The sequence below is a fragment of the Blastococcus sp. SYSU DS0619 genome (assembly GCF_054051035.1).
The window spans coordinates 68,853-94,279 of record NZ_JBJHAM010000004.1; the positions used below are offsets into that span (position 1 = coordinate 68,853).

Annotated in this window: 29 protein-coding genes and 1 pseudogene; 20 read left to right on the top strand and 10 right to left on the bottom strand. The window is 73.9% G+C overall.

The features are described 5' to 3' along the window. Window positions 1-11: 11 nt before the first annotated feature. Window positions 12-995 (bottom strand): metal ABC transporter solute-binding protein, Zn/Mn family, encoded by a 984-nt coding sequence (locus ACI79T_RS07275; protein WP_456609379.1) that lies wholly within the window; start codon window positions 993-995, stop codon window positions 12-14. Between the two features lie 240 nt (window positions 996-1,235). Here ACI79T_RS07275 and ACI79T_RS07280 point away from each other — a divergent pair, with 240 nt between their 5' ends. After that, window positions 1,236-2,057 carry a DUF4190 domain-containing protein gene (locus ACI79T_RS07280; RefSeq protein ID WP_456609380.1) on the top strand — a complete coding sequence of 274 codons (822 nt, stop codon included), beginning with the start codon at window positions 1,236-1,238 and terminating at the stop codon, window positions 2,055-2,057. Between the two features lie 51 nt (window positions 2,058-2,108). Here ACI79T_RS07280 and ACI79T_RS07285 read toward each other — a convergent pair whose 3' ends face one another. The 3 genes from ACI79T_RS07285 to ACI79T_RS07295 form a co-directional block, all read right to left on the bottom strand. Further along, on the bottom strand, window positions 2,109-3,728 hold the full coding sequence (locus ACI79T_RS07285; RefSeq protein WP_456609381.1) for an ABC-F family ATP-binding cassette domain-containing protein: 1,620 nt from the start codon (window positions 3,726-3,728) through the stop codon (window positions 2,109-2,111). Between the two features lie 41 nt (window positions 3,729-3,769). Then, entirely contained in the window at window positions 3,770-4,072 is a 303-nt protein-coding gene (locus ACI79T_RS07290) for a three-helix bundle dimerization domain-containing protein (protein WP_456609382.1), read from the bottom strand. A 264-nt stretch (window positions 4,073-4,336) separates the two neighbouring features. Beyond that, window positions 4,337-4,915 (bottom strand): class I SAM-dependent methyltransferase, encoded by a 579-nt coding sequence (locus tag ACI79T_RS07295; RefSeq protein ID WP_456609383.1) that lies wholly within the window; start codon window positions 4,913-4,915, stop codon window positions 4,337-4,339. Window positions 4,916-5,002: 87 nt separating this feature from the next. On the opposite strand from ACI79T_RS07295, the gene ACI79T_RS07300 reads away from it, so the two are divergent. Then, the gene (locus tag ACI79T_RS07300; protein WP_456609384.1) at window positions 5,003-6,064 is read left to right on the top strand and encodes a winged helix DNA-binding domain-containing protein; all 1,062 of its coding nucleotides are present in this window, start codon (window positions 5,003-5,005) and stop codon (window positions 6,062-6,064) included. 21 nt (window positions 6,065-6,085) lie between these two features. Here ACI79T_RS07300 and ACI79T_RS07305 read toward each other — a convergent pair whose 3' ends face one another. Beyond that, window positions 6,086-6,529, bottom strand: a complete 444-nt coding sequence (locus ACI79T_RS07305; protein WP_456609385.1) for a nitroreductase family deazaflavin-dependent oxidoreductase — start codon at window positions 6,527-6,529, stop codon at window positions 6,086-6,088. Window positions 6,530-6,641: 112 nt separating this feature from the next. Between ACI79T_RS07305 and ypfJ the strand changes: the two genes are divergently transcribed. The 11 genes from ypfJ (at window position 6,642) to ACI79T_RS07360 (ending at window position 15,769) form a co-directional block, all read left to right on the top strand. Beyond that, on the top strand, window positions 6,642-7,577 hold the full coding sequence (ypfJ, locus tag ACI79T_RS07310; protein ID WP_456609386.1) for a KPN_02809 family neutral zinc metallopeptidase: 936 nt from the start codon (window positions 6,642-6,644) through the stop codon (window positions 7,575-7,577). 1 nt (window position 7,578) lies between these two features. Next, window positions 7,579-8,358: an enoyl-CoA hydratase/isomerase family protein gene (locus ACI79T_RS07315; RefSeq protein ID WP_456609387.1), complete on the top strand. Its 780-nt coding sequence runs from the start codon at window positions 7,579-7,581 to the stop codon at window positions 8,356-8,358. Window positions 8,359-8,653: 295 nt separating this feature from the next. Next, complete coding sequence (locus tag ACI79T_RS07320; protein WP_456609388.1) at window positions 8,654-9,502, top strand: hypothetical protein; 849 nt, start codon at window positions 8,654-8,656, stop codon at window positions 9,500-9,502. Further along, window positions 9,502-10,029: a phage holin family protein gene (locus ACI79T_RS07325; RefSeq protein WP_456609389.1), complete on the top strand. Its 528-nt coding sequence runs from the start codon at window positions 9,502-9,504 to the stop codon at window positions 10,027-10,029. The genes ACI79T_RS07320 and ACI79T_RS07325 overlap by 1 nt, the downstream gene beginning before the upstream one ends. Window positions 10,030-10,055: 26 nt before the next feature. Continuing rightward, on the top strand, window positions 10,056-10,820 hold the full coding sequence (locus ACI79T_RS07330; RefSeq protein ID WP_456609390.1) for a DUF3618 domain-containing protein: 765 nt from the start codon (window positions 10,056-10,058) through the stop codon (window positions 10,818-10,820). Between the two features lie 204 nt (window positions 10,821-11,024). Further along, the gene (locus tag ACI79T_RS07335) at window positions 11,025-11,459 is read left to right on the top strand and encodes a response regulator transcription factor (RefSeq protein ID WP_456609391.1); all 435 of its coding nucleotides are present in this window, start codon (window positions 11,025-11,027) and stop codon (window positions 11,457-11,459) included. Beyond that, complete coding sequence (locus tag ACI79T_RS07340; protein ID WP_456609392.1) at window positions 11,456-13,231, top strand: ATP-binding protein; 1,776 nt, start codon at window positions 11,456-11,458, stop codon at window positions 13,229-13,231. Before ACI79T_RS07335 ends, ACI79T_RS07340 begins: the two co-directional genes overlap by 4 nt. A 193-nt stretch (window positions 13,232-13,424) precedes the next feature. Then, window positions 13,425-14,045 carry a TasA family protein gene (locus ACI79T_RS07345; RefSeq protein ID WP_456609393.1) on the top strand — a complete coding sequence of 207 codons (621 nt, stop codon included), beginning with the start codon at window positions 13,425-13,427 and terminating at the stop codon, window positions 14,043-14,045. Between the two features lie 31 nt (window positions 14,046-14,076). After that, window positions 14,077-14,703, top strand: a complete 627-nt coding sequence (locus ACI79T_RS07350) for a signal peptidase I (RefSeq protein WP_456609394.1) — start codon at window positions 14,077-14,079, stop codon at window positions 14,701-14,703. Continuing rightward, window positions 14,700-15,110, top strand: coding sequence for a hypothetical protein (locus ACI79T_RS07355; RefSeq protein WP_456609395.1), 411 nt, complete (start codon window positions 14,700-14,702; stop codon window positions 15,108-15,110). Before ACI79T_RS07350 ends, ACI79T_RS07355 begins: the two co-directional genes overlap by 4 nt. Then, complete coding sequence (locus ACI79T_RS07360; RefSeq protein ID WP_456609396.1) at window positions 15,101-15,769, top strand: response regulator; 669 nt, start codon at window positions 15,101-15,103, stop codon at window positions 15,767-15,769. Before ACI79T_RS07355 ends, ACI79T_RS07360 begins: the two co-directional genes overlap by 10 nt. Window positions 15,770-15,860: 91 nt before the next feature. Here ACI79T_RS07360 and ACI79T_RS07365 read toward each other — a convergent pair whose 3' ends face one another. Next, a complete protein-coding gene (locus ACI79T_RS07365; protein ID WP_456609397.1) occupies window positions 15,861-16,571 on the bottom strand; it encodes a response regulator in 711 nt (236 codons plus the stop codon). Between the two features lie 244 nt (window positions 16,572-16,815). Here ACI79T_RS07365 and ACI79T_RS07370 point away from each other — a divergent pair, with 244 nt between their 5' ends. Genes ACI79T_RS07370 through ACI79T_RS07390 form a run of 5 tightly spaced genes read left to right on the top strand, consistent with a single transcriptional unit; the run spans window position 16,816 to window position 21,349 of the window. Continuing rightward, the gene (locus tag ACI79T_RS07370) at window positions 16,816-17,898 is read left to right on the top strand and encodes a response regulator (RefSeq protein ID WP_456609398.1); all 1,083 of its coding nucleotides are present in this window, start codon (window positions 16,816-16,818) and stop codon (window positions 17,896-17,898) included. Continuing rightward, the gene (locus tag ACI79T_RS07375) at window positions 17,891-18,880 is read left to right on the top strand and encodes an ATP-grasp domain-containing protein (RefSeq protein ID WP_456609399.1); all 990 of its coding nucleotides are present in this window, start codon (window positions 17,891-17,893) and stop codon (window positions 18,878-18,880) included. Before ACI79T_RS07370 ends, ACI79T_RS07375 begins: the two co-directional genes overlap by 8 nt. Beyond that, window positions 18,877-19,626: a histidinol-phosphatase gene (locus tag ACI79T_RS07380; protein WP_456609400.1), complete on the top strand. Its 750-nt coding sequence runs from the start codon at window positions 18,877-18,879 to the stop codon at window positions 19,624-19,626. The genes ACI79T_RS07375 and ACI79T_RS07380 overlap by 4 nt, the downstream gene beginning before the upstream one ends. Next, window positions 19,623-21,107: a glycosyltransferase gene (locus tag ACI79T_RS07385; protein ID WP_456609401.1), complete on the top strand. Its 1,485-nt coding sequence runs from the start codon at window positions 19,623-19,625 to the stop codon at window positions 21,105-21,107. Before ACI79T_RS07380 ends, ACI79T_RS07385 begins: the two co-directional genes overlap by 4 nt. Further along, complete coding sequence (locus ACI79T_RS07390; protein ID WP_456609402.1) at window positions 21,104-21,349, top strand: hypothetical protein; 246 nt, start codon at window positions 21,104-21,106, stop codon at window positions 21,347-21,349. Before ACI79T_RS07385 ends, ACI79T_RS07390 begins: the two co-directional genes overlap by 4 nt. A 61-nt stretch (window positions 21,350-21,410) precedes the next feature. On the opposite strand, the gene ACI79T_RS07395 is transcribed toward ACI79T_RS07390, so the two are convergent. The 3 genes and pseudogenes from ACI79T_RS07395 to ACI79T_RS07405 form a co-directional block, all read right to left on the bottom strand. Continuing rightward, window positions 21,411-22,589: an acyl-CoA dehydrogenase family protein gene (locus ACI79T_RS07395; RefSeq protein WP_456609403.1), complete on the bottom strand. Its 1,179-nt coding sequence runs from the start codon at window positions 22,587-22,589 to the stop codon at window positions 21,411-21,413. Window positions 22,590-22,621: 32 nt separating this feature from the next. Continuing rightward, window positions 22,622-22,978, bottom strand: a complete 357-nt coding sequence (locus ACI79T_RS07400) for a methyltransferase domain-containing protein (RefSeq protein ID WP_456609404.1) — start codon at window positions 22,976-22,978, stop codon at window positions 22,622-22,624. A 5-nt stretch (window positions 22,979-22,983) separates the two neighbouring features. Next, window positions 22,984-23,469 (bottom strand): annotated as a pseudogene (locus ACI79T_RS07405) (isocitrate lyase/phosphoenolpyruvate mutase family protein); the annotation flags it as partial. 180 nt (window positions 23,470-23,649) lie between these two features. On the opposite strand from ACI79T_RS07405, the gene ACI79T_RS07410 reads away from it, so the two are divergent. Together ACI79T_RS07410 and bfr are read left to right on the top strand one after the other, a co-directional pair. Continuing rightward, a complete protein-coding gene (locus tag ACI79T_RS07410; RefSeq protein WP_456609405.1) occupies window positions 23,650-23,880 on the top strand; it encodes a (2Fe-2S)-binding protein in 231 nt (76 codons plus the stop codon). Between the two features lie 7 nt (window positions 23,881-23,887). Then, the gene (gene bfr, locus ACI79T_RS07415) at window positions 23,888-24,349 is read left to right on the top strand and encodes a bacterioferritin (protein ID WP_456609406.1); all 462 of its coding nucleotides are present in this window, start codon (window positions 23,888-23,890) and stop codon (window positions 24,347-24,349) included. 67 nt (window positions 24,350-24,416) lie between these two features. Here the strand turns inward: bfr and ACI79T_RS07420 are convergent, their stop codons facing one another. After that, entirely contained in the window at window positions 24,417-25,373 is a 957-nt protein-coding gene (locus tag ACI79T_RS07420; RefSeq protein ID WP_456609407.1) for an ABC transporter substrate-binding protein, read from the bottom strand. Window positions 25,374-25,427: the final 54 nt, after the last annotated feature.

The following is a 25,427-nucleotide window of genomic DNA, read 5'->3' on the forward strand; positions in this document are numbered from 1 at the left end:
GCGACGGGCGGTCAGGCCTGCAGGGCGTCGGACAGGGCGCGCAGCTGGGTGAGCTGCCAGTCGACGAACGAGGCGTCCTCGGGCGCGGACTCGGTGACCTCGACGACCGGGATCCCCGCGGCCTCGGCCGACGCGCGCAGCTGCTCGGGCACCCCACCCTCGGTCTGCGTGTTGTAGACCAGCACGTCGACCTCACCGGCCGACAAGGCGGCCTCGAACTCGGCGAGGTCACCGGGCGCCGGCTCGGCCTCGTTGCTGGCGGACTCCCGGTAGCCCTCCGGGGTGGCGTCGGTCAGCCCGATCGCCTCGGCCATGTACTCGAACACCGACTCGGTGGCCGCGTAGGTGCGCCCGCCCGCCGCGGCCTGGAGCGACTCGATCTCGGCGAGGTAGGGGGCCAGCTCCTCCTCCCAGGCGGCAGCGCGCTCGGCGAAATGGTCCGCGGCGTCCGGCGAGAGCTCGCTCAGCTCGGCGGTGACCGCCTCGGCGGCCTGCTGGACGTACTCCGGGGAGTACCAGATGTGCGGGTTGATCCCGCCGTGGCCGTGCCCCTCCTCCTCGGCGTGCTCGGCCTCCTCCTCGGCGTGCTCCTCCGTCTCCAGACCGGCGACGTCGGCGAGGTCCAGTACCACCGGCGCGGGGTCGACGGCGGCTGCGGCGTCCTCGGCCCAGTGGTCGTAGTCGGCGCCGTTGAGGACGACCAGCTCGGCCTCCTGGAAGGCCGCGATGTCGCCGGCGGTCGGCTCGAAGTCGTGCGGGTCGACGGCGGTCGAGCTGATGACGGTGGTCACCGATGCGCAGTCACCGCCGAGGGCCTCCACCACGTCGCCCCACTGACCGACGGAGACCACCACGTCGACGACGTCGCCCGGACAGGCCGCTGCGTCCCCGGAAGTGGTGGTGACACCGCCGGCGTCGTCGCCACCGCAGGCGGCGAGAACGAGGGTGGCAGCCCCGGCGAGAGCCAGGGCAGCAGGGCGGGAGCGGCGGCGCATCGGGTCTCCATGATGGGAACGGGAATGATTTCCACTGTCATCATGCCCTACCCGCCGGGAGACCGACGCGTCCCCTCGTCGTGCGAGGCGACCGAGCCGACCGGGCGACCCGGTCCCCTGGCGTGGCCCGTGGGACACGAGGTGACCCCCTGACGGTGTCGACGACGACGTGCGGGGGGCCGGGTGGAGATGCACATACGGTCCCGATCCGTATCCCTCAGCCCTCCGAAGGAGCCGTACGTGTCCCACCCCGCGCAGGCGCCGTACCAGCAGTACGGCCCGCCGCCCGCCTACTACCCGCCGCCCAAGAAGGGCAACGGGCTCGCCATCGCCTCGATGGTCCTGGGCATCATCGCGCTGCTGCTCAGCTGGGTGCCGATCATCAACAACGTCGCCGCCGTCGTCGCCGTGGTCGGCCTGGCCCTGGGCATCCCGGCCCTGCTCCGCGCCCGCCGTGGCACCCACGGCGGCATGGGCATGGCGATCACCGGTCTGGTGACGTCAGTCCTCGCCGTCGTCGTGGTGATCGCCACGCAGGCGTTCTACTCGGAGGTCATCGACGAGGTCGAGCGCAGCATCGACGAGAGCGTCGACACGGCGACCACCGACCTCGAGGCGGCGGACCCCGCCGACTCGCCGGAGACCACCCCGGTCGCCCTGGGCGTACCGGCGCAGGTGGGCGACTACCAGGTCACGGTGGACTCGGTCACGCTGGACGGCAACGCCACGGTGGCCGGCGCCAACCAGTTCAACGAGCCGCCGGCCGGGCAGTACGTCCTCACCCAGCTCACGGTGACCTACACCGGGGACACCGAGGGCATGCCCGGATGGGACCTGACCGCCGTGTTCCACGGCACGGACAACCGGCAGTACAGCGACAGCGAGTGCTCGGCCGTCGTGCCGGACGACGCCCTGGAGGCGCCGACCCTCAACCCCGGCGGGATCGACACCTTCCAGTTCTGCATGGACGTGCCCACGGCCGCCATCACCGGTGGCCGGCTCTCGGTCGAGCCGACGATGAGCTTCGACTCCGACGCACGGGTGTTCTACGCGATCCAGTAGCACCGACGCGACGACCCGGCCGGCCACCCCTCGGGTGGCCGGCCGGCCGCGTCAGCGGGCCCGGACCACCCGGGTCTCGTCGAAGACCGGCTCGGCCGACTCGTAGACCCGGCCGTCGGCGCCGAACACGAGGAACCGGTCGAACGACCGGGCGAACCAGCGGTCGTGGGTCACGGCGAGGACGGTCCCGTCGAATGCGGCCAGTGCCTCCTCCAGCGCCTCGGCCGACAGCACGTCGAGGTTGTCGGTCGGCTCGTCCAGCAGCAGCAGCGTGGCGCCCGACAGCTCCAGGAGCAGGATCTGGAACCGCGCCTGCTGCCCGCCGGACAGCGTCCGGAACGGCTGGTCGCCGGCCTCGGCCAGCCCGTAGCGACGCAGCGCGGCCATCGCCCGCCCGCGGTCGACCCCCGGCCGGCCCGGCTCGCCGTGCCACAGCAGGTCGACCGGCGAGCGGTCCTGCCAGTCCGGGTGCGCGTGGGTCTGCGCGAAGAACCCGGGGACGACGCGGGCACCCAGCCGCCAGCTGCCGGTGTGCGCGACCGACTGCCCGGCCAGCAGCCGCAGGAAGTGCGACTTGCCCGCGCCGTTCGCCCCGAGGACGCCGACCCGGTCGCCGTAGAAGATCTCCAGGTCGAACGGCCGCATGAGCCCGGACAGCTCCAGCTCCTCGGCCATGACCGCGCGCACGCCGGTGCGCCCGCCGCGCAGCCGCATCGCCACCTTCTGCTCCGGAGGCCGCTCCGGCGGTGGGCCGGCCGCCTCGAACTTCGCCAGCCGGGTCTGCATCGCGTGGTACCGGTTGGCCATGTCGGGCGAGTTCGCGGCCTGCTGCTGCATGGTGCGGACGAGGTCGACCAGCCGCTGGTGCTCCTCGTCCCAGCGCCGGCGCAGCTCGGCCAGCCGCTCGTGCCGCGCCGTCCGCGCGTCGGCGTAGCTGGCGAAGCCGCCGCCGTGCACCCACGCCGTCCCGCCCTCGACGGTGACCACCCGGTCGGCGACGCGGGCCAGCAGCTCCCGGTCGTGGCTGACGAACAGCACGGTCTTGCGGGTCTCGAGCAGCCGCTGCTCCAGCCACCGCTTCCCGGGGACGTCGAGGTAGTTGTCCGGCTCGTCGAGCAGCAGCACCTCGTCGGGCCCGCGCAGCAGCGCCTCGAGCGCCAGCCGCTTCTGCTCCCCACCGGAGAGCGTGGACAGCTCCCGGTACTTGCACCGCTCGTACGGAACGCCCAGCGCCGCCACGGTCACCGTGTCCCAGGTGACCTCGGCCTCGTAGCCGCCCGCGTCACCCCACTCCGCCAGCGCCCCGGCGTACGCCATCTGCGCACGCTCGTCGTCGGACTCCATCAGCGCCAGCTCGGTGGCCTCGACGGCGTCCCAGGCGGCGCGGACGGCCGGCGGCGAGAGGTCGACCAGCATCCGCTGGACAGTGGTGTCGTCCCGCACCGAGCCGATGAACTGCCGCATCACCCCGAGGCCACCGGTGCGGGCGATCGAGCCCGCCTCGGGCGACAGGTCGCCGGCGATGATCCGCAGCAGCGTCGTCTTGCCGGCGCCGTTCTCCCCGACCAGGGCCGCGCGGGCACCCTCGCCGACGCGGAAGGCGACGTCGTCGAGCAGCACCCGCCCGTCGGAGAGCGTGTGCCGGACCCCGCTCACGTCGACGTATCCCACGCCGCCATCCTGCCCCGTCGGGCAAACCGGTTCCCGGGCGCTCAGCCGATGTGCCGGTCCAACCGGTAGCGCGCCAGCCGCTCCACCAGCTCGGGCAGCGCCCCGACCGGGGACCCCCCGAGGTCCCGCCGGCAGTCCCGCACGACCCGGACCAGCAGCCGGCGGTCCACCCGGCCGGAGAACTCGCCGCTGAGCCGGCCGACCGCCGCGCTCACGGCGTCGTCACCCGGCGCCGTGGCCCGCAGCGTGCCGGGGAGGTCCTGGACGGTGCGGACGTCGTCGGCCGGCCCGGTGGGCTCGTCGGCGGCGGGTCCGGAGGCGCTCGGCGGGACGACCAGGGTCATCGGCGATCCTTCGTTCCGGGTCGGGGAGCCCGACCGGGAACGGCCGCGGCAGTTCCATACGGTGTCGTTCCGCCTCCCGTCGCGCCAGGGACCAAAGGCCCCGGCCGCTCAGCCGAGCGCGATCGAGAGCACCGTCGCGCCGGCCGCCAGCACCATCGCGAGGACGACCAGCGCCGCCACCAGCCGCCGGCGCCGCTCCGCCTCCGGTCCGCCTGCCCCACCCATGCCCATCACACCCGACGACGCTACCGGCGCCGCCGCGGATCAGACCGGCCGCCGTCCCCAGAGCAGGGTGTCGAGCGCGACGCCGGTCGGCGTGGACCGGCGCACCTGCGCCAGCCGGTCGACGTCGAGCAGCCGCGCGACCGGCTCGAGACGGTCGACGCTGTGCAGGATCTCCGGGTCCTGCGGCCCGCCCACCCCCTCGGCCGGGTTCCCGACGTCGTGGCCGAGGACCAGCAGCCGGCCCCCGGGCCGCAGCCAGCCGACGCTGCGGGTCAGCACGCCGGCCATCTCCGGCGCGGGGAGATGCAGGTAGGCGACGAGCACCAGGTCCAGGGAGCCGGGTGCCGCCGTCCACGTGCGGACGTCGGCGGTCACCCAGTCCACCCGGTCGGCGTCCGGCCGGGCGCGGCCGCGGTCGAGGCCGGCGGCGGAGAAGTCCACCGCGGTCACGCGCCAGCCGCGATCGGCGAGCCAGAGCGCGTGCCGTCCCTCGCCGGCCGCGAGATCGACCGCGGCGCCGGGCCGGAGGCCGGCCAGCAGCTCGGCGACCAGCTCGTTGGGCCCGGCCGACCACTGCGCCTGCTCGGTGTACCGCCGGTCCCAGTCCTCCGCCCGCACCGGGGCAGTCTCCCAGGGATCGCGGCCCCGGCACCGCGTCGAGTGCCGGATGGTCCCGCCGTCGTAACCGTCTGCCACGGTGCACCCGTGACGACGCTGCACGACGTGGCCCTCATGCGTCTGGTGGCCCAGCGGCTCGCGGGGCCACCGGCGCCCGACCCCGCGGCGGCCGTCCGCCGGCTGGGAGCACTGCAGGGCCAGGACTTCCCGGGCGCGGTCGCCGCGGTGGCCCTGCGCAGCGCGACGCGCGACCGGGAGTCCGTGCTCCGCGCGCTGGAGGAGGGCACGGTCGTGCGCTCCTGGCCGATGCGGGGCACGTTGCACCTGCTCCCGGCCGAGGACCTGCCCTGGCTGCTGGAGCTGCTGGGCCCCCGGGCCCTGACCGGGCTGGCCGGGCGGCGCGCCTCCCTGGGGCTCACCGACGCCGATGCCGAGCGCGCCCGGGAACTGGCCGTCGCCGCCCTGACCGGTGGCCGGCGGCTGCCCCGCGGTGCGCTGCTGTCGGCCATCGAGGCGGGCGGCGTCGCGACCACCGGACAGCGGGGATACCACCTGCTGTGGTTCCTGGCGCAGACCGGCACCATCTGCCTGGGCCCGACACGGGACGGCGAGCAACTGTTCGTGCTCCTCGACGAGTGGGTGCGCCGGCCCCGCCGGCTGGCCGGCGAGGAGGCGCTGGCCGAGCTGGCGCTCCGGTACTTCCGCGGGCACGGCCCGGCCACCGTCCGCGACCTGGTCCGCTGGGCCGGGACCACCGTGCGGGACGTCCGCGCCGGCCTGGCCGCGGCGCGGGACCAGCTCGAGCGCATCGAGGTGGACGGCACGGAGTACTTCCTCGACCCGGATACCGCGGACCGGTACGCCGCGCACCGCGAGGAGGCCCGTGCACCGCTGCTGCTGCCCGGCTTCGACGAGTTCGTGCTCGGCTACGCCGACCGCGGCGCCGTGCTCGACCCGGCGTTCGCCGAGCGGATCGTGCCGGGGCGCAACGGCGTCTTCCGGCCCACCGTGGTCGTCGACGGCCGGATCACCGGCACCTGGCGCCTCCCCGGGCGGGCCCGCGCCGGTGCGCCCGAGGCCGAGCCGTTCACCGCCTGGGACGCCGACCTGCGGGCCGCCGTCGCCCGGCTCGCGGACGACTGGCCCTGACCGGCGCCGGCCGGACGCGGGTCAGCGGCGCTCGACGAGGAACACCGGGATCTGCCGGTCGGTCTTCTCCTGGTAGTCCGCGTAGGAGGGGTAGGCGGCCACGGCCCGCTCCCACCACTCCGCCCGCTCCGCGCCGGAGATCTCCCGCGCCACGCCGTCCCACGGCTCGGGACCGTCCTGCACCGTGACCTGGTCGGGGTGCGCCCGGAGGTTGGCGACCCATGCGGGGTCGGTGGGCGCACCGCCCTGCGAGCCCACCATCGCGTAGACGCCGTCGTGCTCGACCTTCATCAGCGGCTGCTTGCGGACCTTGCCGCTGCGCGCGCCGCGGGTGCTGAAGATGACCACCGGCATCCCGGTGTCCCGGAGCGTGTTCGCCTCGCGGCCGCCGGTCGCCTCGTAGCGCTCGACCTGGTCGCGGACCCACTGCTGCGGACTCGGTTCGTACTCACCCTCCAACGGCATGCAGGTGAATCTAGGCGTCGTGCAGCGGGTCCGCCCGACGGCCCGGGTCGCGGGCACCCGGCGACCGGTGGCACCGTTCGGACGGCCGGTCAGCGGGAGGAGCAGCAACGGGATGCGGTACAGCGAAGGCGCCGACCTCGACACGTCCAGCGTCCGGGACATCCGTGGCGGTGGCGGTGGCGGGTTCGGCGGCGGCCGTGGCCGAGGGCTCGCCGTCGGCGGCGGCGGCCTCGGCGTGGTCGGCCTGCTCGTCGTGGTGCTGCTGCAGGTCCTCGGGGGCGGCGACGGCGGCAGCGGCGCCGGCGCCGGCGTCGGCGGGCTGTCGGGCCTCGACCAGGGGCAGACGACGGACAACGGCCGGCTCGAGGAGAACTGCCGGACCGGCGCCGACGCGAACGCGTCGGTGGAGTGCGCCGTGGTGGCCGACATCGAGTCGATCCAGGACTACTGGACCGGCGTGCTGGGCCCCGACTACGTCCCCACCGACACCGTCTTCTTCTCCGGGTCGGTGCAGACCTCCTGCGGCGGCGCGACCAGCGGGTCGGGGCCGTTCTACTGCCCGGCCGACCAGCTGGTGTACATCGACCTGAGCTTCTTCGACCAGCTGGAGCAGCAGTTCGGCGCCCAGGGCGGCCTCTTCGTCAACGCCTACGTTATCGCCCACGAGTACGCCCACCACGTGCAGAACCTGCTGGGCATCAACCAGCAGGTGACCCCCGGCGAGAGCGGGCCCACCAGCGGCACCGTCCGCCTCGAGCTGCAGGCCGACTGCTTCGCCGGCGCCTGGGCCAACCACGCCGAGACCGTCCCCGACGAGTCGGGGCAGCCGTTGATCGCCGAGATCACCGACGACGACATCGCCCGCGCCCTGGACGCCGCCGGCCGCATCGGCGACGACTTCATCCAGGAGAACCTGGGCGGGGGCACGGTGGACCAGGACGCGTTCACCCACGGCTCCTCCCAGCAGCGGCAGCGCTGGTTCCGCACCGGGTACGACACCGGTGACCCCAGTCGCTGCGACACCTTCGCCACCGACGACCTGGGCTGAGATGACCGACCACCTCCGCGTGACACGGGACGGCTCCGTCGCCGTCCTCACCATCGACCGGCCCGAGAAGCGCAACGCCATGACGGTCGGCATGTGGGCGGCGTTGCCCGCCGTGCTCGCCCCGCTCGCCGACGACCCCGCGGTCCGGGTGCTGCTGGTGACCGGCGCCGGCCCCAGCTTCTGCGCGGGCGCCGACATCTCCGACCTGCTCTGCGGGGACGACCCCGAGGACCCGATGGCCGACGTCCGGCGGCACAACCTCGCCGCGCAGGCGGCGCTGCGCACCTTCCCCAAGCCGACGGTGGCGGTGGTCCGCGGCCACTGCATCGGGGGCGGGGTCGAGCTGTCCACCTGCTGCGACCTGAGGTTCGCCGACCCGTCGGCGGTCTTCGGGGTCACGCCGGCCAAGGTCGGCATCGTCTACACCCCGTCGTCCACCAAGGCGCTGGTCGACCTCGTCGGACCGGCGACGACCAAGTACCTGCTGTACAGCGGCGAGCTGATCGACGCACCCACCGCGCTGCGGACCGGCCTGGTCGACCGATTGGTCGAGGCCGACGAGCTCGAGGCCGAGGTGCGCCGCTTCGCCGACGTGCTGGCCTCCCGCTCGGCGCTCACCCAGCGCGCCACCAAGGAGGTCGTGGCCGACCTCGGCGACGGCGGGGACGGCGAGACGCTGGCCGCGGCGCGCTACCGCGAGACCATCACCGCCGGCGAGCTGGCCGAGGGCGTGGCGGCCTTCGGCGAGCGCCGGCCGCCCCGATTCCGCTGGTCCGGCTGATCTTCGGTTTGATCCACCCCCGGCCCCGGGTACCCCACCCGCTGCGCGGAACGGTGCTCTAGCGAGCGGCGCAAGGGACGGCGCAGCGCTGACGCTGCCCTCCCTCGCCTCCCCGGTCCCGCCCCGAGACGCATGGATGCGCCGGGCGACTTCGGTCAGCTCTCCCGCTCGACATCAGCGGCGCCGAGCCGTCGTCGGAACGGCCACCCGGGCCGGTGAACAACCGCCCGGATGTGTGCCGCAACGGCGGCGGGGTAGCGCCACCACCGACCACGAAGCATGCCGAGGAGGACCGATGACTCACTCCATCGATGCCCCGTTCCCGCCGCCGGTTCCGACCACGACGGGCGCCAGCACCACCACGACCGACAGCTCGTCGACCAAGGACGTCGCCAAGGGCGAGGCCAAGCACACCAAGGACGTCGCCAAGGGCGAGGCCCAGCAGACCAAGGACGTCGCCAAGGACGAGGCGCGTCAGGTCGGGCAGACCGCCGCCCAGGCCGGTAGCCAGGTCGCCTCGACCGCTGCCGACCAGGCCAAGCAGGTGGCGAACGAGACGCAGCGCCAGGCCAAGGACCTGCTCGAGCAGGGCCGTTCCCAGCTCAAGGAGCAGACGGTCTCGCAGCAGCAGAAGGCGGCCGAGGGCCTGAACGCCATCGCGCAGCAGATGCGCGGGCTCGCCGACGGCAGCAGCGAAGGCGCCCCCGGCCCGGTCCGCGACCTGCTCCAGCAGGCATCGGGTTCGGTCGAGGGCTTCGCCTCGATGCTGCAGAACAAGGAGCCGGCCGAGCTGCTCGACGAGGTCCGTCGCTTCGCCCGCCGCAAGCCCGGCATGTTCCTGCTGGGTGCGGCTGTCGCCGGCGTCGCCGCCGGCCGCCTGACCAGTGGGGCGAAGGCCGCGCACAGCGACTCCGGCTCCGGTGGCGGCAACGGCCAGCACCGCACGCAGACGAACTACGTCGACCCCGCGCCGACGTACTCGGACTACTCGAGCGCCACCACCGGCGCCGGGACCGGTACCGGCACGGGCGCCCCGCTGCCCCCGCCGCCGTACGGCACGGTCCCGCCCGCCGGCAGCATGGTGCCGCCGGCCACGCCCGCGGGCTGGGACGACCCGGCTCGCCGGCCCGGTGAGGTGCGCTGATGAGCACCCCCTACTCCGGAGCCACCCCCGCGGGGGCGACCCCCCAGGGCTACGCGGACCCGTCGTCGCAGAACTACGCGGCCGACTACTCCGAGGGCCAGCAGTACAGCGGCAACATGGGCACCCCGACCACCGACGCCGGTCACCCCGATGTCGAAGGCATCTCGGTCGGTGCGCTCATCGGCGAGGTCACCAAGGACCTCTCCACGCTGATGCGCCAGGAGCTGGAGCTGGCCAAGGCCGAGCTCAAGACCGAGGCCAAGAAGGCCGGGCAGGGTGCCGGCATGTTCGGCGCCGCCGGCTTCGCCGGCTACATGGTCCTGATGTTCCTGTCCTTCGCCCTCTGGTGGGCGTTGGAGAACGTGATGGACGCCGGGCTCGCCGCGCTGATCGTGGCGATCCTGTGGGGCGTCGTCGGGGCCGTCGCCTTCGTGATGGGCCGCAAGAAGTTCCAGCAGGTCAACCCGAAGCCCGAGCGGACCGTGGACACCCTCCAGCAGGTGCCCGGCGCGCTGAAGCCCCACTGACCACCAGACCGCGAGGAGTCGCAACCATGACCAGCAGTGACCCGGACGTCATCCGGCGGCAGATCGAGGACACCCGGCGCGAGCTCAGCTACGACGTCGATGCCCTCAACGAGAAGGTCAACCCGTCCCGCGTCGTGGACCGGCGGGTGACCGCCGCCAAGGGACGCATGAGCAACCTGAAGGACAAGGTCATGGGCTCGGCCCATGACACCCAGGCCTCGGCCCAGCACCGGGCCTCCGACGTGGCGGGCTCCGTGCAGGGCGCGGCGTCCAACGCCGCAGGCACCGTGCAGGGCGCGGCGTCCGATGCGGCCGGCAACGTGCAGAACGCGGCCTCGTCCGCGGTCGGCGCTGTCCAGCAGGCACCGGACACGATCGTGCGCCAGGCACAGGGCAACCCGCTCGCCGCCGGGCTGATCGCCTTCGGTGCGGGCTGGCTGATCTCCAGCCTGCTCCCCGCCTCGCAGAAGGAGCAGGAGCTCGCGCAGCAGGCCGAGTCCACTTTCCGCGAGCACAAGGACCAGCTGCTCCAGCCGGCGAAGGATGCCGCGCAGGAGATGGGCGACCAGCTCAAGCCGGCCGCGCAGCACGCGATGGAAGAGGTCAAGTCCACCGCGCAGGACGCTGCCGGGACCGTCAAGCAGGAGGGCCAGTCGGCCGCCCAGGACGTGCAGGGCCAGGCCCAGCAGTCCAAGGAGTCGGTGCAGGGCCAGGCACAGCAGTCCAAGCAGTCCGTGCAGGGCCAGGCACAGCAGTCCAAGCAGTCGGTGCAGAGCAAGTCCGGCTCCTGACAGCCGCGGGGTCTCCCCGCACTCTCCGCACTGCGCCCCGCCGGGTTCTCCCGGCGGGGCGCAGTGCTGTGCGGCCCCACCCCCAAGGGGTGAGCCACCGCCGTCCGCGCTGCAGGCCCCTCGTCGGGGCGCCGTTCCTCCCCGGGACGACGCCACCGGTCCCACCGCGCCCGCGGTGCGTGACCACGACCGACGGGAGCTCCCGTGGACCCGGCCCTGCAGTCCGCCGGCCCCCCGGCCCGGCCCGGCCCCACCGGGACCGTCCGGGTGCTGGTGGCCGACGACGAGGACGACATCCGTGACCTGGTGACCCTCGCCGTCCGCAAGGCCGGGTGCCAGGTGATCACGACGGCGCCCGACGGCGGTACGGCGCTGGCCGCCGCTCGGGCGGAGCTGCCCGACCTCGCGGTCCTCGACGTCTCCATGCCCGGCATGACCGGGCTGGAGGTCTGCTCGGCCCTGCGCACCGACCCGTCCACCGCCGGCATCCGGATCCTGCTCCTGTCGGCGGGCGCCTCCCCCGACGAGATCGCCCGCGGCCTGGCCGCGGGTGCGGACGCCTACCTGGCCAAGCCCTTCACGGTGTCCGGCCTGGTGCGCCAGGTCCGCGACCTCAGCGTGCGGGAGCCGGCGGCATGACCGTCGCCGTCCCCGACCGGGCGCGGTCCACCGGGCCCCGCCGCCCGCTCCTCGACCACCGGTCGTGGCAGGTCGCCCTCAGCGGGCCGCTGCCGTCCACCCTCCTGTTCTCCGCGGCCGCTGTGCTGCTGGTGGCCGGCTCCGTGCCGATCGTCGGACCCGGCGTCGTGCAGGCCGGCCTGGTCCTGGCGTCGGCCGCCACCGCGGTGGACTGGTCCGCCCGGCGCGCGGCCGCCGGGCCCCTGGCCGTCCCGGTCGCGCAGCTCACCGCCGTCGGCCTGCTCTACGCCGGCACCGCCTCCCCGACGATGCTGTTCCTCCTCTTCGGCCCGCTGTGGGCGCTCGCCACCCACCCGGGCCGCCGGGGGGTGCCGGTGGCCGTGGCCCTGACCACCGGGGTCCTGGCGGTCCCCCACGTCGTGACCTCGCTCCCCGCGGCCGTCGAGCTGCCGGGCGCCCTGCTGCTGGGGCCGCTCGTGGTGGCCGTCGGCAGCCTCGCCGTCCGCGAGCACGCCCACCGCCTCACCACGCAGGAGCGCCACATCGAGCGGCTGCAGCGCGAGCAGGCCGCGCTGCTGGAGCAGGTGCAGAGCCGCGCCGACGAGTTGGACACCGCCTCCCGCATCCTGGCCGCCCGCGCGCAGACCATGACCAGCGTCATCGACGCCGTCACCGAGCAGTCGATCATCGGCACCGACCGGGACGGCACCATCCGCGTCTGGAACCCCGGCGCCGAGAAGATGCTGGGCCTGCTGCGCCCGGACGTCGTGCGCACCCGCTCGATCCTGGACTTCCACCTGCCCGAGGAGCTCACCGCCGCCGCCGAGGACTGCGCCTGCGGCACCGGGCTGGAGGCCCTGGTGCACGCCGCCCGCGAGCGCGGCAGCGACGTCCGGGACTGGACCTACGTCGCCGCCGACGGGAGCCACCGCACCGTCTCGGTCGCCATCACGCCGCGCTCGGACGACCGCGGCGTCCACGCGGGCTGGAACTTCGTGGGCACCGACATGACCGAGGCACGCGCCACCGAACGCATGAAGGACCAGTTCGTGAGCCTGATCAGCCACGAGCTGCGCACCCCGCTGAGCTCCATCCTCGGCTACCTCGAGCTGGTCATGGACGACGAGGACCAGCCGCTCACCGACGAGCAGCGGCAGTACCTGACCACGGTCGAGCGCAACGCCCAGCGCCTGCTCCGGCTGGTCGGCGACCTGCTCTTCACCGCCCAGGTGGAGAGCGGCCGGTTCACCCTGCAGCCGGCCGACGTGGACCTGGCCGGTGTGGTCCGCGCCGCGGAGGAGACCGCCCGCGTCGCCGCCGCCAACGCGGGCGTGCAGCTCGTCGTCGACGTGCCCGAGGACGGTCTGGCCGTCTCCGGGGACGCCGTCCGCCTCGGCCAGGCGTGCGACAACCTGGTGTCCAACGCGGTGAAGTTCACCCCCTCCGGCGGGCAGGTGCGCCTGGTCCTCCGGTCCGCGTGGCGCACCACCGACGGCGAGATCGCCGAGCAGGCGCTCCCCGGCGCCGAGCCGGTCGCCCTCCTCTCGGTCTCCGACACCGGCATGGGCATCCCCGCGGGCGAGCAGAGCCAGCTGTTCACCCGGTTCTTCCGGTCCTCCACCGCCCAGCGCAACGCCGTTCCGGGGGTCGGCCTCGGGCTCACCATCACCAAGGCGATCACCACCGCGCACGGCGGGACGCTGGACCTGGTCAGCACCGAGGGCGTCGGGACGACGTTCACCATGGCCCTGCCGGTCGCGCCTGCCGCCTGAGCACGGCCCCGCACCCCGCGCCCCCTGTCCCGTTCCCGGACGGGGGGCGCGGCTGCGTCCACGGTGCGGGGAAGGACGCGCCCATCTTGCGGATTCCTTGCGGAACGCTGGCGGGGGGCCTGCGGATCGGCCGCCAGAGTCCTTGGTGTCGCCGGAGGAACCGGTGGCTCCACGGACACGGGAGAAGCAGGACATGAGCACCAAGACCGCCACCACCGCCGGCTCCACCGCCCGCAAGGTCGTCGGCTCGCTCGGCGTGATCGGCGCCGCTGCCGCGGTCGCCGGCCTGGGTACCTTCGGCAGCTTCACCGACAGCACCTCGGTCGACACGACCATCAGCTCGGGCACGGTCTCCATCGACCTCGCGAAGACCGGCTCGGCCATCCCCGTGACGACGACCAACTTCGTGCCCGGCGACACCCTGACCCGCGCGGTCACCCTGAAGAACGACGGCAGCGCCCCCCTCGCGGCGGTCAACGTCAGCGCCACCACGACCACGGCCGCGAACGTGCTGACCACGGACAAGGTCAACGGGCTGCAGCTGTCGGTCAAGTCCTGCGCCGTGGCCTGGACGGAGACGGCCACCCCGACCGGGCCGACCTACAGCTGCGCCAGCGGCGAGACGACGCTCGACTCCGACGCCGTCCTCAACGCTCTCGACCTGGGCGCCCTGAAGTCGCTGAACGTCGGCGGCTCGGACTACCTGACCTTCACCATCTCGCTGCCGACCACGGCCGACAACACCTTCCAGGGCAAGACCGCCGGGCTGACCCTGACCTTCACCGGCACGCAGGCCACCGGCACCGCCCGCTGACCGCGATCCGACGACCCCCGGAGATCCCGCCATGACCACCGTCCTCCCCGTCCCGGTCACGGAGGCAGCCGCGCTGCTCCCGGCCGAGGGCGAGCGCTCCACCGCCGGCTCGCCGGCCGGCCGGGCCCGCCAGATCGTGGGCCGCCTGGTCCCGTGGCTGGTCCGCGGAGCCATGGGGGTCGCCGTCCTGGCGTTCGCCGTCCTGGCCGTCGGACCGCACGTGCTCGGCTACCGCACCATGACCATGCTGACCGCGAGCATGGCCCCGGAGATCGAGCCGGGCGACATCACCATCGCCACCCCGACCGACGTCACGGAGCTCACCGAGGGCATGGTGATCACGTACCACATGCCGGTGGGTGACCACAGCCTCGTGACCCACCGCGTCGTCTCCGTCGACCGCGCCGAGGACGGCAGCGTCACGGTGCAGACGAAGGGCGACGCCAACGCCGCGATCGACCCGTGGACGGCGAGCCTCTCGGGCGACACCGTCTACCAGGTCCGCGTGGTCGTCCCCGAGGTCGGCCACCTGGTCCAGCTGCTGCGCACCCCGGTCGTCAGCCAGGTCCTGCTCTACGGCGCTCCCGCGCTGCTGGCCGGCTGGCTGCTGATGACCATCTGGCGCCCCGCCCGGGACGAGACCGAGGAGCGAGCATGACGCGCATCCGCCGTGCCCTGGCCGTCACGGGCCTGGCCGTCGCCGTGACCCTGGGCGGCGCAGTCCCCGCCCTCGCGGCCTGGAGCAACTCCGACACGGTCGGCACGACGATCAGCACCGGAACGGTGGCTCCGCCCACGGGCGTGACCGCCGAGCGGGCCGGCTGCTACTTCTACAACCTCATCCTCGAGGCCCGGGTCACCTGGGCTCCCAGCCCGACCACGCGGGTCAGCGGCTACACCATCACCGCCTACCGGAACGACACGGTCGTCAACGAGAAGACCGTCGGCCCGAGCACCCGGTCCACGACCATCACGGCCGTCGCCGGCACGACCTACACGGTCACGACGAACACGGAGTACGGCTGGACCGCCGAGTCCGCCAGGACGGGGACGGTGTGGTGCTGACCGCCCTCGTCGTCGCCCCGGACGCCGCCGTCCGCGAGCAGGTCGCGGACCTGCTCTGCCTGGCCGGCTGGGACGTGCAGCCGGCCGCCGGTCCCGAGGACGCGGTGCGCCACGCCCTGGTCACCGACCTCGACGTGGTGGTCACCGAGCAGGAGCTGCCCGGCGGCACGGGCACCGAGATGCTCCGCCGGATGCGGCGCAACGGCTCCCGCGCCCGCTTCGTCGTCGTCACCGCCGCACCGACCGACGAGGTGCGTGCCGAGGCGGCCGCCGCCGGCGCCCTCGCCACCCTGGCCACACCCGTGACCGCGCGGGTGGTCCTCGACTTCCTGCGCGGCCGGACCACCGGGCCGGGCGCACCGGCCGGGCTCCCCGACGGGGTGGCGACCGACGCCGACCTGGTGGACGCCGAGCTGATGGCGCGCCTGCAGGGCGTCTACACCGACGCGCTGCCCTCCCGGCTCTCCGCGATCGACTGGCACACCCGGTCCGGCGACGCGCCTGCCGTCGCCTTCGCCGCCCACACCCTGGCCGGCACCAGCGGTCAGCTCGGGCACCCGGAGGTCGCCTCGATCTGCCGCGAGATCGCCGCCGACGCCCGCCGCGGGGTGCTCGCGCACTCCCGGGTCGCCCGGCTGCAGGAGCTGGCCGGCGTCTGAGCGCCCCCGGCCCTCTGCAGGCATAGGAAGCTATACCGGCGTCTCGCGGCCCCCAGACGGGTGCATAGCTTCCTATGCCTCGGGCGGGGGGCTAGGCGGCGACCAGGCGGTAGCCGACGCCGCGCACCGTGCGGATCTCCGGTGAGTGCAGGCCGGCCGCGACCAGCTTCCGGCGCAGGTTGGACATGTGCGCCTCGACCAGCCGGAGGTTGCCCTCCCAGTCGGTCTGCCAGACCTCGCGCAGCAGCGTCTCCCGCTGCAGCACGCGACCCGGCCGCGACGCCAGTGCCGCCAGCAGGTCGAACTCGGTCCGCGTGAGGTCGACGACGGCGCCGTCGACGCGCACCTCGCGGCTGTCCTCGTCCACCTCCAGCTCCGCGAGCCGGCGGACCGACTCGAGGACCGCGGCGGGCTCGGACGTCGCCGGCGCGGCGGTGCGCGGGAAGCGCAGCATCGCCTGCACGCGCGCGGTCAGCTCGCGTGGGGAGAACGGCTTGGCCATGTACCCATCGGCGCCGACGGCGAGCCCGATGAGCAGGTCGACCTCCTCGGCGCGGGCGGTGAGCATCAGGACGTAGCAGGGCGTCTCGGCGCGGATCCGACGGCACACCTCGGTGCCGTCGGCGTCCGGGAGCCCGAGGTCGAGCACGATCAGGTCCGGCGGCTCCCGCCGCACCTCCTCGAGCGCCTCGCCGCCGGTGCCCACGGCCCGCACGGCGAACCCGGCGCGCTCCAGCACCGTGGTCACGAGCTCGCGGATCTCCTGGGTGTCCTCCACCACGAGCACGGACTGATCCGGCACGACGACTCCTCCTCGCTGCACGCAGGGTGCGGAGGGTGGTCCTCCGGTCACCTGACCGGGTGATCGGCACGGCGGCGGCACGGCTTGAGCGGGGCACCGGTCGCCCGGTCGGGCGGTCCCACCCGGAGGGGTGAGACCCGGGGGGCCCGGCTCATGCGACCAGCGGGAACGGCCGTCAACTCCCGCGGGGACACCCGTCCCCCTCCCGGGCTGCCGGGGGAACCCACCGACGGGAGCCGGAACCGTGGACGGTGCTCTGCACGTCCTGGTCGTCGACGACGACCCCGACACCGCACTCTTCGTGCGCACGGTGCTGCAGCGCGGCGGCATGACCGTGACCACGTGCGCCGACCCGCTCGAGGCGCTGGCGCTCGCGTCCCGCGTCGAGTTCGACGCGGCGATCACCGACATCGAGATGCCGGGCATGACCGGGCTGGAGTTCCTCGACCGGCTCCGCCAGCTGCGCGCCGACCTGCCCATCACCGTCATGACCGCGCACGCGTCGGTCGACTACGCCGTGGACGCCCTGCGCCGGCAGGCCGACGAGTTCCTCGTCAAGCCGGTGCCCAAGGACACCCTCGCCGCGACGATCCGCCGGCTGGCGGAGACCGCGCAGGCCAAGCGCGCCGCCGCCGCCCCGCGGCAGACCGTGCTGGCGATCGGCGCGCACCCCGACGACGTCGAGATCGGCGTCGGGGGCACGCTGGCCGCGCACCGCTCCGCCGGTGACCAGGTCGTGATCCTGACCCTGTCCCGCGGTGCCCGCGGAGGCGCGGCCGGCGACCGGCAGGAGGAGTCCCTGGCCGCCGCCGAGCTGATCGGCGCCCGCCTGTTCCTCGAGGACCTCGAGGACACCCGGATCAGCCCGATGGACCCGACCATGTCGATCATCGAGCGGGTGGTGGCCGAGGTGCGGCCCACCATCGTCTACACGCACTCGGCCAACGACCGGCACCAGGACCACCGGGCGGTCCACCAGGCCGCGAGCGTGGCCACCCGCAACGTGCCGACCGTGGCCTGCTTCCAGAGCCCCTCGGCCACCATCGATTTCCGGCCGAGCCGATTCGTGAGCATCGACGGCTTCACCCGCACGAAGCTCGACCTGCTGAAGAGCTTCGCCTCACAGGCCGGCATCCGCGCCTACCTCGAGGACGACTTCGTCCTGTCCACCGCCCGCTACTGGTCCCGGTACGGCACCGGCGGCCGGTACTGCGAGCCCCTCGAGGTGGTCCGGGACGCCGGTGGCGTCGTCGGCGCGACCAGCGAGACGGCCGTCCAGCAGTCCTCCCCCACCACGTCGACCACCCCGGAGCGTTTCGGTGTCTGAGCCCACCCCCACCCGCGTCCTCGTCACCGGAGCCGGCGGCCCCGCCGGCATCGCCGTGCTGCGCTCGCTGGCCCGCCGCGACGACGTCGAGCTGCTGGCCGCCGACATGGACCGCTTCGCCAGCGGCCTCTACCTGGTCGACGCCGCCGCGCGGCACCTGGTCCCGCCCGGCCTCGCCGAGGGTTTCGTCGACTCCCTCGTCGCCCTGTGCGAACGGGAGCGGATCGACGTGCTGTTCTCCACCGTGGACGTCGAGCTCCCCCGGCTGGCCGCCGAGCGCAAGCGGCTGGACGCGGTCGGCACCACGCTGGCCGCCCCGAACCTGGAGACCCTCGAGGTCTGCCTGGACAAGTACGCGCTGGCGCAGCGGTGCACCGAGGTCCTGCCCACCCCCCGCACCGCCCTGCTGGGCGCCACCGACCCGGACAGCTGGGACTACCCGGTGATCGTCAAGCCGCGTCGCGGCGCCGGCTCCCGCGGCGTCCACCTGGTCGAGGACGCCGCCGCGCTGCGCGCCCTGGGCAGCGACGAGGACATCCTGGTGCAGGCCCACCTGCCCGGCGACGAGTACTCGGTCGACACCCTGGCCGACGCCGACGGGCACGTGGTCGCCGCCGTCCCCCGGTCGCGGCTCCGGGTCGACTCCGGGGTCTCGGTCGCCGGCGCCACCGTGGCCGACCCTGAGCTGGAGGAGACCGCCCGCCGGGTCGCCTCGGCCATCGGCCTGGTCGGCGTGGCCAACGTCCAGCTCCGCCGCGACGCCGACGGCCGCCCCGCGCTGCTCGAGGTCAACCCGCGGTTCCCCGGCGCCATGCCGCTGACCGTCGCGGCCGGCGTGGACATGCCGTCGCTGGCGCTGGACCTCGCCCTGGGCCGGCCGCTGCCGGCCGAGGTGCCCTTCACCGAGCTCGCCGTCGTCCGCTACCTGGAGGACGTCTTCCTCGCACCGTCCGACGTCGTCACCGAGGAGAACGCCCGATGACCACTGCCCTGGGTGAGCTGGACCTGCTGCTCACCGACCACCACGTGCACTCCACCTGGTCCGACGACGCGATCAGCGCGCCGATGGAGAACCTGGTCGCCGCCCGCGACACCGGGCTGGCCAGCATCCGCATGGTCGACCACGTCCGGACCACGACGGCCTGGGTGCCCGGCTTCCTCGCCGAGGTGGCGGCGCTGCCCCGCATCGACGGGCTGGAGGTCCTGACCGGCGTCGAGGCCAAGATCCTCGACGCCTCCGGGCGGCTCGACGTGCCCGACGACCTGGTCGTCGGCCCCGGCGGGGTCGACCGGATCCTCATCGCCGACCACCAGTTCCCCGGGCCGGACGGTCCGTGGAGCCCGCGCCGCACGCTCGAGGAGATGGCCGCGGGGCTGTCGGCCGGGGACGCGCTGTCGATCCTGGTCGAGGCGACCGTCCGGGCGATGGACCGGGCCGGACGGGGTCAGCTGGCCCACCTGTTCTCGCTGCTGCCGAAGATCGGCATGCACGAGAGCGAACTGCTCGACGAGCACATCGCCGCGATCGCCTCCGCCGCCGTCGGTACCGGGACGACGGTCGAGGTCAACGAGAAGTGGCGCTGCCCCGGGCCGCGGGTGGTGCTGGCCCTGGCCGCCGCCGGCGTGACCCTGGTCGGCTCCACCGACAGCCACGAGGCGACGACCGTCGGGCGCTACTCCTGGGTGGCCGACGCGGCGTCCGCGACCCGGCTGGTGGGCACCCGGTGACCGACGTCCTCTCCGCCGCCGCCGACGGCGCCGGGACCGGCGAGACCGTGCTGGCCTGCTTCCTGCTGCTGCTGGTCGCCACCGGTGCGATCCCCGTGGTGGCCGGGCTGGCGCAGTTCCTCGTCATCCCGTTCCACGCGGTGCGCAACCACTACCGGGAGACCGGCCCGTACCTGCCCAACGTCGCGGTGCTCATCCCGGCGTGGAACGAGGCCGCCGTCCTGACCAGCTCGATCGAGCGGCTGATGCGGCTGGAGTACCCGCCGGACCGGCTGCGCGTCTACGTCGTGGACGACGCGAGCACCGACGACACCCCCGCCGTGCTGGCCGCCTGCGGCGAGCGCTTCCCCGGCCGCGTCGTGCACCTGCGCCGCGAGAAGGGCGGCGAGGGCAAGGCGCACACCCTCAACCACGGGCTGCGCGAGATCCTCGCCGACGACTGGATGGAGGCGCTCCTGATCATGGACGCCGACGTCATCTACGAGCCGGCGTCGCTGCGCAAGATGACCCGGCACCTGGCCGACCCCACGGTCGGCGCGGTCACCGCCTACATCCGCGAGGGCAGCGGCGACCCGGAGGGCATCACCCGCTTCATCGGCTTCGACTACCTGGCCGCGCAGGCCGCCTCCCGCCGGGCGCAGAACGTCGCCGGCGCGATGGCCTGCCTCGCCGGTGGCGCGCAGCTGCACACCCGGGAGAACCTGCTGGCGATCGGCGGCCAGATCGACACCTCGTCCCTGGCCGAGGACACCGTCACCACGTTCCGCACGCAGCTCGGCGGGCGCCGCGTGGTCTTCGAGCCGCACGCCCGCGTGCTGGCCGAGGAGCCGGCCGGCGTCGACGCGCTGTGGAAGCAGCGGCTGCGCTGGGCCCGCGGCAACGTGCAGATCACCTCGATGTACCGGCACCTGTGGTTCCGCAGGTCGGTGCACCCGGGGCTGGGCGGCTTCTTCTTCGGCGTCTTCTGGTTCGCCATCCTGCTGCTGCCGGTGGCCATGCTGCTGACCTCGATCGGCCTGGTCGGGCTCTACCTGCTCGACAGCCGGCTGGCCTCGGACGTTTTCGGGGCGGCGGTGTTCGTACCGATCGCCACGTTCGTCTTCATGATCACGCTGACCATGTCGGTCGACCCGCACACCGGCCTCAAGGTGTGGAAGGAGGCGCTGCTCTTCCCGGGCGCCATCTCCTTCGTCGTCCTGCTGTCGGCGGCCTTCCCGGGGGTGGTGCCGCTGTCGGACACCGCCGAGACGGTGTGGACGCTGTTCGTCTACAGCTGGCTGGTGCTGTGCATCCCGCTGGCCTACGGGGTCCGCAAGCTCGAGGGCACCCGCTGGGGCCGGCCGCTGACGCCGCTGGCGCTCTACCTGGTCGGCTTCGGGCCGCTGATGTGCGCGATCACCGTGGACGCCTACGTCAAGGAGTTCCGCGGGGCCGCGATGACCTGGGACAAGACCGAGAAGACCGGGAGGGTCACCGTATGAGCACCACCCACCAGCTGGTCGGGGCCGGGCAGCCGTACCGGGTGAGCCCCCCGGTCGTCGTCCCCGCCGACGAGCTCGCCCGCCGCGGCGGCGTCGTGCCCGTGTGGGCCGACCCCGAGCGGCTGGCGGACGAGACCGAGACCGACCGGCGCCGCGAGCGGCGGCTGTGGGTGGGCTTCGCGGTGGCGGTCGTTGTCGTCGTCGTGCTCTACGTCGTCCGCACCGCCGTCCTCGGCGCCTGAGACCGCGGCCCGGCCCGTCCCCCTGCCCCTGGGACGGCCGGGCCGCACTCGTCGGCCGACCTCAGACGAAGGCGCTGATCCCGGTGAGCGCCCGCCCGACGATCAGCTGGTTGATCTCCCGCGTGCCCTCGTAGGAGTAGAGCGCCTCGGCGTCGTTGAAGAACCGGACGACGTCGCGCTCGAGCAGGATGCCGTTGCCGCCGAGCAGCTCGCGCGCCCAGCCCACGGTCTCCCGCGCCTGGCTGGTCACGTAGCTCTTGGCCAGCGCGGCGTGGTCGTCGCGGAACACGCCCTCCTCCTGGAGCTGGGCCACGCGGACGGCCATGCCGAGGCTGGCGGTCACGTTGCCCGCCATCCGCGCCAGGAGGTCCTGGATCAGCTGGAAGCCGGCGATCGGGCGGCCGAACTGCTCGCGCTCCTTGGCGTAGGCCAGCGCTGCCTCGAACGCGCCCATCTGGCAGCCGACGGCGTTCCAGGCGACGCCACCGCGGGTCAGCTTGAGCACCCGGTTGACGTCCTTGAACGTGTTGCCGCCCTCGAGCTTGTTCTCGGCCGGGACCCGGCAGCCCTCGAACGTGATGTCGGCGTTCTGCACCGTGCGCAGCGCGTACTTGCCCTCCATCTTGGTCGCGGTGAACCCGGGGGTGCCCTTCTCCACGACGAACGTCTTCACCGAGTCGTCGGCGACGTCGCGGGCGAAGACGACGACGAGGTCGGCGAAGGTGCCGTTGCCGATCCACCGCTTGGCGCCGTCGATCACCCACTCGTCGCCGTCCTGCCGGGCCGTGGTCTCCAGGCCGAGCGCGACGTCGGAGCCACCGTGCGGCTCGGTGAGCGCGAAGCAGCCGATCTTCTCCAGGGCCAGCATGCCCGGCAGCCAGCGGCGCTTCTGCTCCTCGGAGCCGAGGTTGACGATCGACCCCATCGCCAGGCCGTTGTGCACGCCGAGGAAGGTGGCCATCGACGGGTCGACGCGCGAGGTCTCCAGCGCGATGAAGCCGGTGAACAGGCGGGAGCCGCGGGGCGAGCCCTCGGTGTCGTAGCTGCGGCCGACCAGCCCGGCCTCGGCGAAGCGCGGGATCAGGTCCATCGGGAAGGTGGCGGCCTCCCAGTGCTCGTTGACCCGAGGCTTCACCTCGGTCTGCAGGAACTCGCGGATGCCGGCCAGCTCCTCGCGCTCCTCGGCCGGCAGCAGCGACTCGTAGGCGTAGAGGTCTCCGGTGATCAGGTCGTCGCTCATGTGCACGTCCTCTCGTCGATGGCCTCCGGCCCCTACCCGTCCGGCGCGAACCGCAACTCGACCGCGGCCGACGGCGTCGGCGCCGTGCCGGCCCGGTGAACGGCGTGCTCGACGAACCCGGCGTCGAACCAGCGCTCCGGCAGCTCGGCCCCGGCGAGCGTCGCGGCCTGCAGGACCACCTGACCGGCGTCGACGGCCGCGCAGTTCCGGCGGGCCGCCGCGGCGACCACGGTCGCCGAGCGGTCGACCGCCACCACCTGCCCCGCTCCCACGGCCCGGCCGAGCAGGGTGACCAGCACCCCGTGGCCGCAGCCGACCTCCAGCACCCGCTGCCCGGGGCCGGGTGCGACCACGCCGGCCGCCCAGGCCAGGCGCTGGGAGGCCCGCACCGGCGTCAGCTCAGCATCCGGGTCCCCGGCGGCAGCGCCCCACCCGCCAGCAGCGCCGTCGTCGCGTCCTGCAGCGCGGTGAGCGCCACCCGCTGCGCGAACGGCCCGGTGGAGACCCGGGCGACCCCCAGCCGCTCCAGCTCCGCCACCGGTGGCGTGGTCCCGGGCACGGCGAGCACGCCGAGCCGCCCGGGCCCCAGCGCCCCGGCCAGCGCGGCGATCTCGCCGGCCGCTGCCACCCCCGGCACGAACACCCCGACCGCCCCCGCCGCGAGGAAGGCCCGTCCCCGCCGCACGGCCTCGTCGAGCAGCGCGGCGCGGTCGGCGCCCGGGGGCGCGAGCAGGACGGCGTCGGTGCGCGCGTTCAGCACGAAGTCGACGTCCGCGGCGCGACCGGCCGCCAGCACCTCCCCCACCGCGGCCACCGCCTCGTCCAGCGGGCGCATGGCGTCCTCGAGGTTGCCGCCCACCGCGCCGGCCTCGATCGCGCGCCGCGCCGTCCCGCCCGGATCGCCGTCGCGGGGTCGGGCATGGCGGCAACCTAGAGGTCACCTGCTGTTCTCGGCCACCGGTCTGGCGCACAGCGGTTAGGAGAGGCTAACCTCCACGTGACGCCCAGGTGCCCGCACCGGGGCCCGCCCGCCCGCCGTCTCCCGTTAGGCGACCGCTGCATGTACGTGTGCCACTGCAACGTGGTGACCGACCGCGACATCCTCGAAGCGATCGCCAACGGCGCGACGTGCGTCGCCGACGTTGCCCGGGCGACGGGTGCCGGGCGGACCTGCGGCAACTGCGTCAGCTCGCTCCGTGACCTGGTGTGTCAGCATTGCCCGGTCCGAGCCGAGCGCACCACCGAGCGCCCGGCCGAGCGAGAGCTGGGAGTATCCGGTGCAGCCCGTTAGCCCCCGTGTGGTCGAACTGCTGAACGACGCGCTGACCTTCGAACTGACGGTCACGAACACGTACTTCCTGAACGCGCGCATGCTCGACGCCTGGGGTCTGCCCAAGCTCGGCAAGGTCTTCTACGACCTCTCCATCGACGAGATGCGCGACGCCGACGCCCTCATCCAGCGGATCCTGCTCTTCGACGGCCACCCGAACCTGCAGCGCCTGGGCGCCATCCGGGTGGGCGAGAGCGCCGAGGAGATGCTCGTGCTGGCCCTCGACAGCGAGAAGGCCGCCGTCGCCCAGTTCAACGCCTCCGCCAAGGAGTGCCACGAGCTCGGTGACCACGGCACGGCCTCGGTGTTCGAGGAGATGGTCCTCGACGAGGAGAAGCACGCCGACTGGTTCGAGGCCCAGATCGCCGCCATCGAGCGGGTCGGCGCCCCGCAGTACCTGGCCGCACAGATCGTCACCGAGACGCCCTGAGCGAACCCGCCCAGGCGCACCGAGGGCCCCTTCCCGATCCGGGTGGGGGCCCTCGGTGCGTCCGGGGTCAGTCGACCAGGAAGCCCTCGAGCGCCTCGAGCTGCAGCCGGGCCGCCTTGAGCCCGATGCCCGTGTAGAACACGTCGTCCTCCACGGCGAACGCCCGGCCGTCGGCGACCGCGGTCAGGAGCGGCCACAGCGGCCCGGCGACGACGGCTGCCTCGCCGGAGTCGGCGGCCGGCCCGTACGACGAGTACAGGACGACGTCGGCGTCGGCCCGGGTGACCTCCTCGAGCCCGAGCTCGGCGAAGGTCGGCGTCCGGTCCGTGGGCAGCTCCACCTGGTCCAGGCCGACGTCGGCGAGCACGGTCCCGACGAAGGACTCCGGCTGGTAGGCGCGGAGCGCGCCCTGGACGAAGCGCACCGGGCTCACGGTGGTGCTCCCCGGGTCCCCGATCGCCTCGCCCAGCTCGGCCGCCTGCTGCTCGTACTCGGCGAGCAGCTCCTCGGCCTCGGCCTCCTGCCCCAGCGCCTCCGCGTCGAGGAGCAGGTCCTCCTTCCAGGTGTCACCGACGTCGGCGGCGAGGACCGTCGGCGCGATCTGCGACAGCTGGTCGTAGATCTCCCCGTGGCGGACCCGGTTGGACAGGATGAGGTCGGGCTCCAGGGCGGCGATCTCCTCCAGGTTCGGCTCGGCGATCGTGCCGACGACGTCGATGCCCTCGGCGTCGTCGGCGAGGTAGCTGAGGAACTGCTCGGAGACGTCGGTGGTCACCGCGCCGACCGGGGTGACCCCGAGCGCGAGGGCCGAGTCCAGCTCACCGGTGTCCAGGACGACGACGCGCTCGGGTCGCTCCGGGATCGGGGTGCTCCCCATCGCGTGCTCGACCGTGCGCGGGAAGGCGGCGTCCGCGGCGGGCGCCGACTCGGCGGGCACCACCTGCTCCAGGTCGTCCCCGCAGGCGGACACGGACAGCGCGGCCGCCACGGCGACGGCGGTCACTGCCAGGGTGCGGGTCGTCATCGTCCCCTCCGTTCTGCGCGCCGCCCGGGCGGACACGCCTCTGGATCACCCGGC

Coding starts and splice junctions, on each gene's coding strand:
- ACI79T_RS07390 (WP_456609402.1), top strand. CDS start 21,104: ATGAGCACCACCCACCAGCTGGTCGGGGCCGGGCAGCCGTACCGGGTG.
- ACI79T_RS07420 (WP_456609407.1), bottom strand. CDS start 25,373: ATGACGACCCGCACCCTGGCAGTGACCGCCGTCGCCGTGGCGGCCGCG.
- ypfJ (WP_456609386.1), top strand. CDS start 6,642: ATGCGGTACAGCGAAGGCGCCGACCTCGACACGTCCAGCGTCCGGGAC.
- ACI79T_RS07355 (WP_456609395.1), top strand. CDS start 14,700: ATGACGCGCATCCGCCGTGCCCTGGCCGTCACGGGCCTGGCCGTCGCC.
- ACI79T_RS07350 (WP_456609394.1), top strand. CDS start 14,077: ATGACCACCGTCCTCCCCGTCCCGGTCACGGAGGCAGCCGCGCTGCTC.
- ACI79T_RS07345 (WP_456609393.1), top strand. CDS start 13,425: ATGAGCACCAAGACCGCCACCACCGCCGGCTCCACCGCCCGCAAGGTC.
- ACI79T_RS07380 (WP_456609400.1), top strand. CDS start 18,877: ATGACCACTGCCCTGGGTGAGCTGGACCTGCTGCTCACCGACCACCAC.
- ACI79T_RS07330 (WP_456609390.1), top strand. CDS start 10,056: ATGACCAGCAGTGACCCGGACGTCATCCGGCGGCAGATCGAGGACACC.
- ACI79T_RS07325 (WP_456609389.1), top strand. CDS start 9,502: ATGAGCACCCCCTACTCCGGAGCCACCCCCGCGGGGGCGACCCCCCAG.
- ACI79T_RS07305 (WP_456609385.1), bottom strand. CDS start 6,529: ATGCCGTTGGAGGGTGAGTACGAACCGAGTCCGCAGCAGTGGGTCCGC.
- ACI79T_RS07395 (WP_456609403.1), bottom strand. CDS start 22,589: ATGAGCGACGACCTGATCACCGGAGACCTCTACGCCTACGAGTCGCTG.
- ACI79T_RS07410 (WP_456609405.1), top strand. CDS start 23,650: ATGTACGTGTGCCACTGCAACGTGGTGACCGACCGCGACATCCTCGAA.
- ACI79T_RS07275 (WP_456609379.1), bottom strand. CDS start 995: ATGCGCCGCCGCTCCCGCCCTGCTGCCCTGGCTCTCGCCGGGGCTGCC.
- ACI79T_RS07315 (WP_456609387.1), top strand. CDS start 7,579: ATGACCGACCACCTCCGCGTGACACGGGACGGCTCCGTCGCCGTCCTC.
- ACI79T_RS07290 (WP_456609382.1), bottom strand. CDS start 4,072: ATGACCCTGGTCGTCCCGCCGAGCGCCTCCGGACCCGCCGCCGACGAG.
- ACI79T_RS07340 (WP_456609392.1), top strand. CDS start 11,456: ATGACCGTCGCCGTCCCCGACCGGGCGCGGTCCACCGGGCCCCGCCGC.
- ACI79T_RS07320 (WP_456609388.1), top strand. CDS start 8,654: ATGACTCACTCCATCGATGCCCCGTTCCCGCCGCCGGTTCCGACCACG.